Origin of the sequence: Pseudomonas pudica (assembly GCF_015680405.1) — a bacterium.
Lineage (GTDB): Bacteria > Pseudomonadota > Gammaproteobacteria > Pseudomonadales > Pseudomonadaceae > Aquipseudomonas > Aquipseudomonas pudica.
Genome location: NZ_JADLJS010000009.1, coordinates 57,532 through 71,492 on the forward strand (window position 1 = coordinate 57,532; position 13,961 = coordinate 71,492).

Sequence of the window (13,961 nt, forward strand, 5' to 3'; positions counted from 1 at the left end):
GGCCTGGGCCTTCACGGGCAAATCCACACACAGCGCCTGCATTCGAAATCAACGCCACTCGCTATAGGGCTCCAGCGGTGTCACCGGCAGCGCCAGGTTGCCCCGCCACGGCTCGAACAGGTAGCGCAGGTAGAGCATGCCATGGCTGGGCGCATAGTCATCACTGTGCTGCCAGTCGAAGCCGGCGCCCAACACCCAATGGTCGCTCAGGCGCCGTTCGAACAGCCCACGCAGGCGGTAGCCCAGGCCGCTGCTGTCGCTGGCGTCGTTCATGGCATCGATATTGGAGCCAACGTCATACTGGGCCAGCACCTTGCGGTTGACGTGCGCATCCGGGTACAGGCGGCTACGGCCGCTGTGGGCCTGGGACCAGCTGACAGAGCCTTCCAGCAACACCGACCAGTCGTAGTTGCGCCAGGCATAGCTGACCGGCACGCCAACCGATGTGTAGCGCTGCGGGCTGTAATAGCCGCCCTGCCCCAGGCTGTAGCCGCCCAGGTCCTTGTCGTGACGCCAGTGCATCAGCGTAAGGCCCACGCGCACACGCTCATCGGCTTTTTCCACCACGCGGTGGTACCAGCCGGCCATGGCTCGGGTGCGCTGGTTGTCGGCGACGTTCTCGCCATACAGCCAGTGGTGCCCGAGGCTGGCCCAGACGCCATTGTCACCGCCCTGGTCCCAGCTCAGGCCGAGCGTGGCGCCATTGGCCGTGACCCCGCCCCAGCGCACGCCCGTACGCGGGTCACGTGCCCCGGCAAAGGACAACAGCGAGTTGCTCATCGGCCGCCGCGAAGCGGTCAGCGACCAGCCGACCTGACCGAGGTCGCCATTGACCGTCGCGCCACCCAACCAGTTGTTGATGGCGTAACCCTGAGTGGTTCCCAGATCAAAGGCCCAGCGGCTGCCCTGCCAACCCAGCGCCAGCACGCTGCCGTCCGCCGTCTGCGAACCACCATCGCAGGCGGGGAGCGACTTCCCGTCGGCGGTGCGGCCAACAAACTGGCAGCTACCGAAATCCGGGGTATAACCCCTTTGGTCGTTCTGCTCGAACGAGCCCGCATCCATGCCGATGCGCTCCACCCGCGCAAAGGCGGTGCCGTCCTGCCAAGGGGTATCGACGTGCAGCAACGTCGACTGGGTACTCAATTCGGACGTGCCCGGCGTACCGTCGTCCTCGCGCCAACCGTAGTCGTGCATCAGCGTCACATGGGTATTGCGCTGGCGATACAGCGCATCGACGTCGCTGCGCAGGCTGCGTGCCAGCCAGTCGTCGTCATCCTGCTCCCGGCTGGCCAGCGTCAGTGCACGGTCGTCTCGTGGCGACACGGCAGTACGCTGGAGCAACTGCGCATCGGCCATCGCTGCAGCGTAAAGGTCCAGCGCCCGTTGCGGGTCATCCGGCGCCACCAGGCGGGCAGCGTCGCGCCGCAACAAGGGATCGGGGCGAGCCTGCTGCGCTGCTATCTGGTCGAGCATTCTTGCCGCCTGGTCGTGTTCGCCCAAGGCCACCCAGACAGCCGCCAGGCGCCGTTGGGCGTTGCTGTCATCGGCAGCCAGTTGCGGTACCTGCACAGCCAGCATGTGCCGGGCCTGTGCCAGGTTGCCTTCGGCCACCGCGCTTTCGATCACGCCCAGGCGCGCCTGGGGTTGCCCAGGCTGCACGGCGAGCACGCGCTGGTAATAACCGCGCGCCTTGCCAGGCTCACCATTGGCCGCCGCCCAGTCAGCCAGCAGCATCAGGTCATCGGTGCTGCCTTCGCCACGCGCCAGGCCGGCTTCGAGCAGGCGGGTCGCTTCAGCCGTACGGCCTTGTGCCTGCAGCTGCTGCGCCGAAGCCAGGGTCATGCGGCGGCGGATACGCTGCTCCAGCGCATGCATGTCAGCGTTCCAGGCCCCCTGCGGCACCGCGCCCAGGCTGTCCAAAGCCAGCGCATCGCGGTCACTGGACTCCAGGAACAGGCCATGGGCATAACGGGTAGATGGATCGCCCGGCTGGCGCTGTACGATCCTGGCGAATGCCGCATCGGCTTCGGCGGTGCGCCCCAGGTGACGCAAGCTGTTGGCCAGCTGATAGACCAGCCATGGCTCATCGGGTGCCAAGGCCGTGGCCTGGCCCAGCACCTGGCTGGCCGCCGCCCAGTCCTCACGCTGCATGGCCTGGTCACCTTGTTGGCGCAGGCGTGCGAGTTCCAGGCTGCGGCGCAGGCTGGCGAACTGTGCCTGCTGCCGAAGCGGCAGGCTGTCGAGGTACGCCCGCGCCTTGTCGGGCGATTGCGCCTGGTACACACGCACCAGGCCGCGCACGGCACTGTCGTTATCCGGTGCCATGCGCCGAACCTGCAGGAATTGCCGCTCGGCGGCAGCGGTATCGCCCTCGGCCAGCGAGACATCCGCCAGGCCCAGCAGGGCGTATTCCTCTTTCGGGCGCTGCTGGCGAGCCTGCTGGTAGAAGGCGCGGGCCGCGCGCAGGTCTTTCGCCTGCAGTGCCCGCTCCCCTTTGCCGAGCAGGGCCCAATACTGGCTGGACGACTCCAGGTCCTTCCACTGGCTGATCCAGTAAGTGTCCTGTTCCTTGGCACTTGCCGCCCGGAACGCCGCATTGGCGTCTTCGTAGCGGCTCTGGCGCATCAACGCATAGCCCAGTGCCCCCTGCAGGCTGGCATCATCCGGATACTGGCGCAGCGCCCGACGCAGTTGTGCTTCGGCTTCAGCGTTGCGGCCCTTGTCGAGCAATGCCAAGCCCCGTCGGCCAGCCTGCCAGGACGGGTCGGCCAGCAGTTTGCGCTGCTGTTGCAGAGTCTCGCTGGCCTGCGCCTGCAACGGTGAGGCCGGGTAACGCTGGAGAAACGCTTGCCAGGCCGCCGCGCTGGCGGCGCTCACCGCTTGCCCGGACAGGTAGTCGAACTCACGCTGGGCAGCGGCATCCCGTGCGCCGGGGTCGCGCGACAGCTGGTCGAGCAAGGCCAAGGCTTCACGGTCGCGATTTTCGGCGAACAGCCAGCCGGCGAGGGTCTGGCGCAAGCCGGCACTGCCGGGGTACTGCCGGTCCAGCTGCTGCAACTGCCTGATCGCCTCGGGGCGCTGGCCCGGGAGGTTGCCGCGCACGCGCCAGTAGTCCAGGGCCAATTCCAGGCTTGGCGGTTCACCAGCGAACAACTGTTCATAGGCCGCCAGCGCCTCTTCATTGCGCCCGGTGACCGCCAGCAGGCGAGCCTGCTGCAATTGTCGCACGCGCTCAGGCTGCTGCAGCTCGAGCAGGCGCCTGGCCTGGCGAGCCTGCAGACTGCCAGGCGCGATAGCGCTGATCCGGGCGCTCAACTGCTCGGCATCGGTACTGTTCTTTTCGCGCAATGCCAGGCTCAGGGCCGCCAGCAACACATCCGGGTTGCGCGGCTCGAGCAATTGCAGCCGCCCCAGTGCATCGCGCACCAGGTCATCACGATGCAGCGCCTCGCCACGACGCACCTGGTCCAGCAGCCATTGGCGCTGTTCATCGGCATCCTTGGGTTGCGCGGTGGCCTGGCAGGTCACTGCCGCCAGCATCAGCACACCGATCATTCGCTGCATGGCGCGCTCCAGGCCGGCAACAGTCGGCCATGCGAGTCGAAACGGTAACGGCCTTGGTCCCAGCCTTGGCCAAACAGCGCCAGCACCTGGCTGTAATAGGCCTTGGCTTCGACTGGCTGATCGCGCAGGCGCTGACGCTGGGCCGCCAGGCCCGCGACGTGCTCCGGCGATGCTGCCAGCAACGGCAGCAGCGCCGCGGAGAAACCTGCCGGGCCATGGCCACTGGCAACACCGCTGTGCGCATCCACATGCTCTGGCGGCAGCCCCTGGCGCGTGGTCAATGCCGCCATCGGGGCATAATGGGCCACCAGTTCGGCGCGCTGCGCCGCGTCCTTGGCCAGCATGCCGACCCACAGGTAGACGCGGATGGCGTCGTAGTCACCTTCACTGCCATGTTGCGGGTCCGCTGCCAGTTCACCGGCGGGCGTCCACAGCAGCCAGTCCGGGGCAAAGCCCTTTGGCGACGAAGCCAGCCACAGACGCCGCGTGTTGGCCGCCAGCTCGCCCCACAACGGGTCGACCAGGCTGAAGCGATCGAACAACTGCAGCGGCAAATAGCTGGGATTCAAGCGGGCACCGCGGGCATCCTCGAAGCCGTAGTCCCCCGGCAGCAGCATCACCCCCAGGCCCGGCAGCTTGCGCACGGTCTGCGCGGCGATACGCCACAGCAGGCGCTGGCCCAGTTGCGTATAGGCCGGCTCGTCCCACAGGCGCCCGGCTTCAAGCAGGCTGTAGGCAATCCACAGGTCGGCATCGCTGGCGTTGTTGGCATCCAGCACCTGCCACTGCTGCTGGCCGTTGCGGCCCCACAGCCAGGCGGGCAGATGCCGGGCCAGGTCGCCCTCCGCCAGGTTGTTGCCGGTCCAGCGCAACAACTGCGCGAAGGCTTGCCGGTCATTGCCCACCAGGGCGAAGAACAGCGCATAGCTCTGCCCTTCCGAGGTGGTGATCAGGCGCTCGTCGCTCGGGTCGATGACCCGACCGTCGACACTCACCAGCTCGGCCTTGAAGCGGTCCCAGGCCGGCCATGGGCAAGCCGGTGCGGCACTCGTGACAACGGGCAGGCCCAAGGCGACCAGCCCTATCAGCAACTGACGCATCATCACTCCGCCTCACCCAGGCGGCGCTTGCCTGCCCAGCGCAGTGCCCGCCACAACAGGAAGGCGAACAGCACCACGCAAATGGCCGCGATCGCCGCCAGCAGCACCGGGTGCTCGGACAGGTGGAACCACAGCAGCAGCCACCACGGCAGCGCGCCGACGAAGTAGTGCTCGCCGACGAACTGGCTGGTGACGCCACTGCTGCGCACCAGCGTCACCGAACCGGCCACCGCATCGAGCTTGCCCACATCGCCGAGCACGTCGCGCAGCAACGCTTGGTCGCTATCGCTGTTGGCCAGCAGGGCGACCACACTGCGCTGCTCGTGGAATGGTGACTTCAGCCCGGTGATGGCGGCAATCGGCGCCTGCGCGCTGACGGCCACACGGCTGCTCGCTGCGACCGCTGCGGTATCGAAGCGCTGGCTGCCCGGCAGCCCGGTACTGCGGCCCTGGAGCAGCCAGTCCCGCTGGGCGCTGAGCAGCAGACCAAGATTTGGCGCATCCCCCAGGGCCTCGGGCAGGCTGCCGAGCAGCAGCAAGTCGGCATCGGCCGCTGCGGCCTGCGCCCAGTCATCGACCAGCCGCAGGCCAAGCGCCGGGTAGCCGATCTGCCCGGCCAGCCCGCCGACCGCATCGAGCAAGGTGCCCACCTGCATCGCCGTGGGCTTGGCCGGCATGACGACCAGCGTTTCGGAAAGGTCGGCCATGCGGCTGAACGGGAAACCGCTGCGGGCGAATGCGCGCAGGTCGGGCATGGCGATGTAGTGGTGGTAACCGGACAGGTCGATGGTCGAGTTGTCGTCGATCGCCGCGCGCACATCCACTGGCAACGAGGTCTGGCAGCGGTCGCGCTGGGCGCTGCCCAGGGTGCTGGCAAAGCTGAAATCGAAGCGCAGGCGGTTGCGGTCGCCGATCTTCAACGCCGGTACCAGCGACTTTTCGGTCAATGCGCTGTTGTCACCCGGTAGCACCGCCAGGCGCATTTCCTCGAGCGTACCGCCGCGCCGGTCATTGCCCACCAGCGGCATGCTGGTGATGTACTGGTCATTGACACTGATGCTCAGGCGCGATTCGTCGCTCACTGCCGGGGCCGTGTAGCGGTACAGCGTACGCAGCGGAATGCCCTGGTTGCGCCACACGAACAGGTCCGGCGGCAGGTTCAGCTCCAGCGTCACCGGCCGCGGTTGCAGGCCGCTGACCTGCAACTGCTCGGGGTAATCGAGCAGCTCGGCGAAGCGTACCGGGCGGTCGGTGCGTGTCCAGTTCGGTGCATCATAGGGCTGGCGCGGCTGCAGTGCCGTCATCTGCTCGACCTTCACCCGGGCACCGCGGAACAGGTTGTTGCCAACCGCCAGCGCCGAAGCGGCCTTGACCAGGTCATCGTCGTTGCGGCCCAGCACCAGCAGCACCTTGCTGAAGCGATCGTCCGGGTGGTCGATCATCTGCAGTACCGGGCCGTCTACCGGTGGGAACTGCTGCAAGTCGGCGAGGAAGGCCGGGCGACGGTCGTTGCTGGCAAACACGATGCTCGGCGTGGGTCTGTCGCCACGGGCCGGCAGGCTGTCGTACAGCACCGGGAAGGTCGCCTTGCGCCACCCGGCCTGGCTGCCGAAGTAGGACGCCAGGATCGCCGCCGCACGCTGCTCGCCCAGGCTCGGCACGCCGCTGAACACCACCGGCAGGGTTACCTTGCCAGTGTCGCGCACATCGAAGAACGGCAGCGGGAAGTACGCCAGGTCGTTGTCCAGGGCCAGGGCCTGTTCGTGCAGTTGTACCTGGCTCTTGCGGTTCAGGTTCAGCCAGAGGCCGCTGTGCGCAGGGTCTTCGCAGATGTCGGTGTAATGCCCGACGAACTCCAGGCGTACCCGGTTGAAATCGCTGAGCAGCTTCGGGTCCAGTGGCAGTTGCCGGCGCACGCGCTGGCCAAGCTGGTCCTTTTCCACCGGCACCACGCCCATCAGTTCGTCGTTGAGGTACACGCGCAGGTGCGACAGGTTCGGCAACAGCGCGGGCGATGGCGTGTAGTCCAGCTGCAGGCTGGCGTCGGTGGCCAGGCGGTCGCGCCGCAGGCCGAATTCGACATGCTCGCTGTTGCGTACCCCCAGCAGCAGGCTGTCGGACGCATGCCCGAGCTGCTCGAAGGTTTTCGCAACCGGCCAGTTCGGTACCGTGGGTACAGCTGGCTCGGCAAGCGGGGCTACGGAGGCGGCAGCGGCGTTCTGCGACAAGGCAGCAAACAGTGCCATCGCCAGGCCCCAGGTACGCGCGGGATAACCAGTCATCATGCGTCTCGATCAACAGGGTTCAAGGAAGGGACAGGCAGCGGTGTGCGGGGCCTGTAGCTGGCCAGCCAGTTCGCCAGCACGTGAAGTGGGCGCAGCCACGCACGCACCCATGGCGGCAAGTGCTCGACCAGCCGCAGGTAACCGACACCGCCCAGCTTCAGCACGTCGACCAGGCTGCGCAGCGGGCGATCGACCTCGTGCTGCTCGCTCCAGCCCAGCCAGGCATCGGCGCGGGCGAAGGTGCAGTGGACCAGGTCGATACGCTGTTGCTGGCCGAGGTCGTGAAACACCAGGCCAACGTGTTGCCCGACGGTACGGGTGACACAGGCCTGGAAGGCGAACTCGCGCTGGCCGCGGTTGAGCAGCAGGCGTACCCGCTCCCCCGCTTGCAACTCAAGGCCCCGGTGCAGCTGCAGGCCGACACCACCGTCGGAGTAGTCAACCAAGGTACAGGGGTAGGCGTGACCGCTGGCCAGCACCAGCCCGGCCGGCAAGCGCATCTGCACCCGGTGGGCGCGGCGCACCTGGCGCACTTCGGCAGCCACGGCGACGGCGGCGCCGATGATTAGCAGGTTGTAGATCACCCATAGCGAGCTGACGATCACCGTGCCGATCTCCGCCGCCGGGCCGGTGAACAGGCGCCACACGGCGAAACCCAGGCCCGCCACGTTGAGCGCCGCCAGCCACAGGTAGGGTTGGGCGATGCGCCAGTCGAACTGCTCCTGCTCCATCAGGCCGCCCTTGGCGGTGACGTTGAACTTGCCCTTCTTCGGCGCGAACAGCGCGACCGTGGTCGGGCGGGCGATGTACCAGGCCAGCACGGTCTCGTAGACCTCGCCCCAGAAGGTCTGCCGGTACTTGCCCTGCATGCGCGAGTTGGTCAGGCTGGCGTGGATCATGTGCGGCAGCACGTACAGCAGGATCATCAGCGCCGGTGCGTAGATGATGTAGGCATGCAGCAACAGGAACGCCAGCGGCGCGGTCAGGAACACCAGCCTTGGCAGGCCGGCCAGGAAGTGCAGCATCGCGTTGGCATAGCACACCCGCTGGAACAGGCTCAGCCCACGGCCGAACAGCGGGTTGTCGGTGCGGAAGATCTGCACCATGCCACGGGCCCAGCGAATGCGCTGGCCGATGTGCGCCGACAGGCTCTCGGTGGCCAGGCCGGCCGCCTGCGGAATGCTGAGATAGGCCGATGACCAACCCTGGCGGTGCATGCGCAAGGCGGTATGGGCATCTTCGGTCACGGTTTCGACGGCGAAGCCGCCGATGCTCTCCAGCGCGGTACGGCGCAGCACGGCACACGAGCCGCAGAAGAACGCCGCGTTCCACATGTCATTGCCATCCTGGATCAGGCCGTAGAACAGCTCGCCTTCATTGGGGCGCCGGCGAAACGAGCCCAGGTTGCGCTCGAACGGGTCGGGCGAGAAGAAATGGTGCGGCGTCTGCACCAGCGCCAGCTTCGGGTCCTTGAGGAACCAGCCCACTGTCATTTGCAGGAAGGAACGCACCGGCACGTGGTCGCAGTCGAAAATGGCGATCAGCTCGCTGTCGGTCACGCCCAGCGCATGGTTGAGGTTGCCGGCCTTGGCGTGGTTGTTGTCCGGCCGCACGATGTAGCCCACCCCCACTTCGTCGGCGAACGCACGAAACGCCTCGCGCCGGCCGTCGTCGAGGATATAGATGCGCAGGCACTCGCGCGGCCAGTCCAGGCCCAGGGCAGCGAGCACCGTGGTGCGTACCACCGACAAGTCTTCGTTGTAGGTGGGGATCATCAGGTCGACGGTCGGCCAGTGCGCCGGATTAGCCGGCAGGTTCGCCGGCTTGCGCTGCAACGGCCAGCTGGTCTGGATGTAGCCCAGGATCAGCACGAACCACGAATAGGTTTCTGCCGCCAGCAGGATCACCCCGCACACAAGGCCCGTGGTGTCGTTCCAGTTCAAGGTCGACGTATAGCGCCACCACAGGTAGCGGCAGGAGATGAGGGTCGACAGCACGATCAGCATCAAGGTCGGGAAACGACCCGGCATGTGCCGCACCAGCAGGGCGATGCCCAGCAACAGGCAGATGAACACCAGCTGCGCCAGGTAGCCGAACGGTTCGGTCACGCACAGCACGGCCAGGCCGATGGCGCCCAGGGTCAGCACACCGTAGAAAACCCACCGGGCGAACACGCTCAAGCCGCGCAGGCGTGCCGAGGCTCGCTGCCTGAAAGCGCTGGCGCGGTAGCGCGCAGGCAGCTGCTGCAGGCGGTCGATCAGCAGGCCATGGTGGCGGCGCAGCACCTGGCGCATACCGCGCAGCTGCGCCTGCACTGCCCCCCAGGCACGGCGGGAAAACCCTGGTTGGCGAGGCAGCGGTTGGCGCCGGACCAGCAGCCACAGGCTCTGAATCAGCAGGCGCAGCGGGTCGCCCAGGCTGGGGCGCTTGCCCGCCAGTTGCGGGTACAGCCGCTGCCGCTCGGCCAGCAGGGCTTGCCAGGCAGGTGACTCCAGGCGCAGAAACAGGAAGGCCAGCCACACGCCAAGGGTAAACAGCCACGCGACCGGCTGCCGCGCGCCACGTGTGCGGAACCAGGCGTAGGCCGACAGAGGGGTCAGGGTCACGACTGGCGCCTCGTCAGGCAGCGCACCGCCAGGCTCTGCACGTCCCGGCAAGCCAGGCTCTGCGGCGCGTAGTGGCCAAGCGGTGCCTTGTGCGCCAGGGCTTCGAGAAACGCCTCGTCGCGGTGCACCACCTGGATCGGCAGGCGATCACGGAACAGGTCGCGCCACACCATCAGCAGGTCGCTCTGCAAGCGGCTGGCGGGGTCGTAGCGGTTGACCAGCAACAGGTCGTAGTGCTCGACCTGCCGGCGCCCGAGCAGCAGGTGGCTGGCCATTTCGGCCTCGGCCACCAACACACGCACGTCAGTCTCGACACTTTGGCCAGCGGTATCGGTCGGCAGTTGCGGCAGGTCGAACAGCAACCAGTCGAAGTGCTCGGCCAGCTCGGCCTGGCGCGCGCGCCAGGCTTCAGCGTCGGGCAAAGGCGGCCGCGTGCCGGCAGGCAGATTGCCGAACGGCATCAGGCACAGGCCATCGAGCACCTCATACATGGCATCGCTGTATGGCCGCCCTTCCCGCTCGGCAAGCGCCCAGCCCTCGCGCGTGTCGAGGGGCAGGTTGAAGTGCAGGCCGAGCAGGTTGCTTGGGCACAGGTCGACCAGCAGCACCCGCTCACCTACGCCCTGCAACGCATGCCCCAGTGCCGCCAGCAAGGCACTGCGCCCCAGGCCACCGCGAACGCCGTGCAACGCCAGGCTGGTCATGGCGACAGTACCTGGCGCCGCGGCGCCGCCGTGTACAAGGTGCCCTGGGCGCTGCTCCGGCAGCTTTCACCCAGCAGCGGCCAGCGCTGCAAAGCCTGCTGGACACCCACCAGCAACGAAATGTCCTGGTAGTTCAGGTCCGGCATGTCCAGATGCTGGCGCAACTGGGCGATATCGTCGCTGCGGTCGGCAGGGTCTGCCTTGCCAGTGATCATTGGCGCTCCTTCGGAACAGGTTGCCAGTCGGGCTGGCCTTGCAGGCGCATGTAGGCACGCCCCTGGTAGTTAATTACCTGCGCACCTGCGGTTTCCGCGACCTGTTCGGTGGTCGGCAGGTCGCTCAGCAGGCTGGGCACATCCAGCACCTGCTGCTGGCCCAGGCCCGCATACACGCGCGAGATCAGTTCGGACAGCGCCAGGTAGCTGGTGGGTGCCGAGACGTACAGCGGCTCGTTGCGGGCAGGCTGGCCCATGCCGATGAACTTCAGGCCGACCGGCACATGGGTAATCGATGGGGTGGGGATTTCACGCATGCCCGACAGCTGCATGCGGTCGCCATGCAGCGCGGCGCCATGTTCCGGGACAATGGCCACGACCACGCGGCGGCCGCTGCGCTCCAGTTCATCGAGGAAACTGCCAAGCTCACCGAACAGCCGGGTGGCGCGCGTTGCGTAATCAGCCACGCGGGTACCGCCGTCGGCGGTGACGATCCGGTTGCCGTCATGCAAGCTGATGCTGTTGTAGAACAGCGACACATGCTCGGCCGGCGCGCCTTTGCGCTGGCCCCACCAGCGGCGCAGCACCTCCAGGTCGCTGGCGATCGGCGAACCGTCGAAGCCGACCAGTGCCCGCGGGAAATCGGTGTTGCGCAGGCCGGGTTGAGGCATGTGCTGCTGGGTGATGTCGCCGATGAAATTGTCGAAGCGGCCGCTGTGGTTGAGCAAGGTGTTGCTCTGGAAGCCGAGCCTGGCCAGGTTCTGGAACAACAGGCACTGCTCCGGGGCAGGCTGGTACAGGCCGGCGTGGGACGACTGCCCGCAGCTGGCACGCAGCACGCGGATGGCCGCCGGCCCGCTGTAGGACGTGGCCGAGTTGAACTGGTCGAAGATCACGTCCAGGCGCGAAAACAACGGGTTGTCACGCAACCCCACGGCAGACAGGTCATCCCAGGCCAGCGAGCAGATGTTGATCACCAGCAGATCGAACGGCTGCTCATCGGCCTTCACGGCCGGGAATGCTGTCACCCGTTCACGCTCACTGGCAAAGAACCGCTCGAGCCAGCTGTCGAGCGTGGCATTGTCGGCAACCGCGGTGGCCTGCGCCTGCTCGGTGGGGCTGGCAGCCGCGGTGCCAGGCGCCTGGCCCGGATGGAACCCCAGCGCTGGCAGGCCGCCGATCGCCAGCCACGCCAGCCCCAGCAGGCTCAGGGTACTCAGCCGCAGCCAATGGCGCAGGTACAGGTAACCCACCAGCAACAGTGCCAGCGCGCCCAGCAGGTTCCAGTTGATGAAGCGGCCGAGCAGTTCGAGCAGGTAGTCCCACGAGAAATCGAACACCCCCGGCTGCGCCAGCAGGCGGCTGAAGGGCGGCAGCCAGGTGTCCTGGTAGAACAATGCGATGCCAACCGGTACGGCCACCAGCTGCCGCGCGATTCGCAGCCACCTGCCTGGCAGCGGCACCAGCAGAAACGCGGCGAACAACAGGTTCGGCAGCGCCTGAAAGTCGAGCATGCCAAGGGCGACCAACAGGAACTTGGCCAGGAAATAGAGGTTCCACCCGCCCAGTCCAGGCCAGCGGGCCGGTACCGGGAGGGTGGCGGATAAATTAGTCATTACGGAGTTCCTGGCGTGCCGCGCGGTGGCGTACGCCCAGCGGTTTCAGGTAACGGGGTGGAAGGCGGCGGCGCAACCAGCCGCGCAGCGTGGCGCGCAGGCGTAACAGCAGCAGGGCCAGCGCCAAGGTGACCAGCGCCGTAATGCCGACCACTTGCAGCAGTTGCGCGAAGTTCATGCTGTACCCCGCTTGCCCAGGGCCACCCGGCGCGGCGCCAGGGCCGGCCTGGCCTGGGCGGTCAACTGTGCCGCCGCGTCAAGCCGGGGTGGCTGTGGCACGCGCTCGTCGAGGAAGGCCGGGGTGGCCAGGCTGTCGACACCGGCAAGCACCTCCTGGCTGATGAACAACTCTTTCCACGACAACTGGAAGATGTGGTCAAGGGCTTGCTCGACGCCTTCGGAGCGGCAGGCGAAAAGGAACAGGAACAGCACATCGCCCACCACGCAGGCGATGTCGCCGTCACGGCGGAACACCGTGCGCGAGCAGGCTTGCAGCGGGGTCAGGCCAGGGGCCGGGCGCAATACCAGCAACTGGTGGGCGATTTCGCCGTTGCGCACCCCATGCCACATGGTCTGCACGGCTTCGGCGAACGCGCGCGGCGCCACCAGACCACAAATGGCCAGCGGCCGCAGGCGTGCGAGCAAGGCATCGAAATCGCTTGGCAGGCGCCGGCGCCAGAGGTAACCCTGGATGCTCTCGACCATGGTCAGGAAGCGCGACAGGCTGGCACCGAACGGCACGATCTGGCTGGCCCCGCAGGCCAGCAGCAGTTGTTCATCCTGGTAGCGCAGGGTCGGTGCCATCTCGCGCACCACCAGCTTCAGGGCATTGCCACGCAATTGGCGCAAGTGGTGCAACTGGCGCGCCAGGCTATCCAGGCGCTGCCCGCCGTCCATGGCGAAGATGACCGTGGCGGAAACCGCCCTGCCAGCTTTGGCCCCCAGTTCCTCGAGGCTCTCGCAGACCTGCCAGTGCTCGGAGAAGGCTGGCGCACCTTCCAGTACCGGGCGCTGGGCCAGGTACAACAGCTCGTCGCCACCGGTGTCGCTGGGGGCCTGCGGCGCCCCGGCGGCGGCGAAGCCTGTTTCAAGCCGCGCCAGCTCCACGTCGCGCGTACCGGTTTTGCCGAGCGGGTTGCTCCAGAAATGCTGCAGGTAGCGCACCCCGCCTTTGCCGCGATACACCTGGGCCAGGCCATCGACGCCCTGGTTGAACGCACGCAGGCGTTCTACCAGCCCGGCACTCTGGCCGCTGCTGATGACCAGCAACAGCGATGCCTCGGCCAACAGGACCGGGCGCAGCGCGTTGCACCAGCCTTCGACGTTGCCAGCACCCCAGACCTCGGCAGGCGCCAGCAGCACCAGCACACGCCCGGCGGCGTCGATACGCGGCAGGTCATCGACCAGGTGCCGGGCGGCTTGCGGGTTGGCTTCGTACAGCGCCAGTTCGCCGGGGCCCTGCGCGGCATCGAGCGCACCCAGCACATCACCGATCGCTTGCGCATCGGCGATCAGGGCTGCGCGCGCGTGCTCCGGCAGCCCCTCGACCACTTGGCGGCATAGCAAGGTGGCGTCTTCTGCGTTATCACAGGCCAACCAATACAGTCCTTGTACATGAAGCTGGTTGCTCTCGGCGTCTAAGCCGGAGATAGCCAACCACGGCGTTCCGTTCGTCAAAACACTGGCTCTGCAAAAGTAAATTGAGGCGGGTTGAAGGGTAACTTTGACTTGCCTGCCGCTGAGCGCACATGACGCACGTCAAAAAAACGGCAAACAAGACATCCATCTTTAAAAGTCGTCAATTCTACAGCAGTAAGGCAAAATGAAATCAAGCGGAAATGTAATAATTTGCAAACTTTTGTTAACAA

9 protein-coding genes are annotated in these 13,961 nt (G+C 66.8%); all 9 read right to left on the reverse strand.

Annotated features, from left to right (window positions below; genetic code table 11):
• Nucleotides 1–48: 48 nt before the first annotated feature.
• The 9 genes from bcsC to IRZ77_RS09530 are packed head-to-tail and all read right to left on the reverse strand — an operon-like array spanning nt 49 to nt 13,749.
• Entirely contained in the window at nt 49–3,567 is a 3,519-nt protein-coding gene (gene bcsC, locus IRZ77_RS09490; protein ID WP_196173387.1) for a cellulose synthase complex outer membrane protein BcsC, read from the reverse strand.
• A complete protein-coding gene (gene bcsZ / locus IRZ77_RS09495) occupies nt 3,555–4,670 on the reverse strand; it encodes a cellulose synthase complex periplasmic endoglucanase BcsZ (protein ID WP_196173388.1) in 1,116 nt (371 codons plus the stop codon). Before bcsZ ends, bcsC begins: the two co-directional genes overlap by 13 nt.
• Nucleotides 4,670–6,949, reverse strand: a complete 2,280-nt coding sequence (gene bcsB / locus IRZ77_RS09500) for a cellulose biosynthesis cyclic di-GMP-binding regulatory protein BcsB (RefSeq protein ID WP_408003931.1) — start codon at nt 6,947–6,949, stop codon at nt 4,670–4,672. The genes bcsZ and bcsB overlap by 1 nt, the downstream gene beginning before the upstream one ends.
• Complete coding sequence (bcsA, locus tag IRZ77_RS09505; protein WP_196173390.1) at nt 6,949–9,558, reverse strand: UDP-forming cellulose synthase catalytic subunit; 2,610 nt, start codon at nt 9,556–9,558, stop codon at nt 6,949–6,951. The genes bcsB and bcsA overlap by 1 nt, the downstream gene beginning before the upstream one ends.
• Nucleotides 9,555–10,262, reverse strand: coding sequence for a cellulose biosynthesis protein BcsQ (gene bcsQ / locus IRZ77_RS09510; RefSeq protein WP_196173392.1), 708 nt, complete (start codon nt 10,260–10,262; stop codon nt 9,555–9,557). The genes bcsA and bcsQ overlap by 4 nt, the downstream gene beginning before the upstream one ends.
• A complete protein-coding gene (bcsR, locus tag IRZ77_RS09515) occupies nt 10,259–10,477 on the reverse strand; it encodes a cellulose biosynthesis protein BcsR (RefSeq protein ID WP_025339608.1) in 219 nt (72 codons plus the stop codon). The genes bcsQ and bcsR overlap by 4 nt, the downstream gene beginning before the upstream one ends.
• A complete protein-coding gene (bcsG, locus tag IRZ77_RS09520; RefSeq protein ID WP_196173394.1) occupies nt 10,474–12,093 on the reverse strand; it encodes a cellulose biosynthesis protein BcsG in 1,620 nt (539 codons plus the stop codon). Before bcsG ends, bcsR begins: the two co-directional genes overlap by 4 nt.
• The gene (gene bcsF / locus IRZ77_RS09525) at nt 12,086–12,271 is read right to left on the reverse strand and encodes a cellulose biosynthesis protein BcsF (protein ID WP_196173396.1); all 186 of its coding nucleotides are present in this window, start codon (nt 12,269–12,271) and stop codon (nt 12,086–12,088) included. The genes bcsG and bcsF overlap by 8 nt, the downstream gene beginning before the upstream one ends.
• Nucleotides 12,268–13,749: a BcsE family c-di-GMP-binding protein gene (locus IRZ77_RS09530; protein ID WP_196173398.1), complete on the reverse strand. Its 1,482-nt coding sequence runs from the start codon at nt 13,747–13,749 to the stop codon at nt 12,268–12,270. Before IRZ77_RS09530 ends, bcsF begins: the two co-directional genes overlap by 4 nt.
• Between the last annotated feature and the right edge of the window lie 212 nt (nt 13,750–13,961).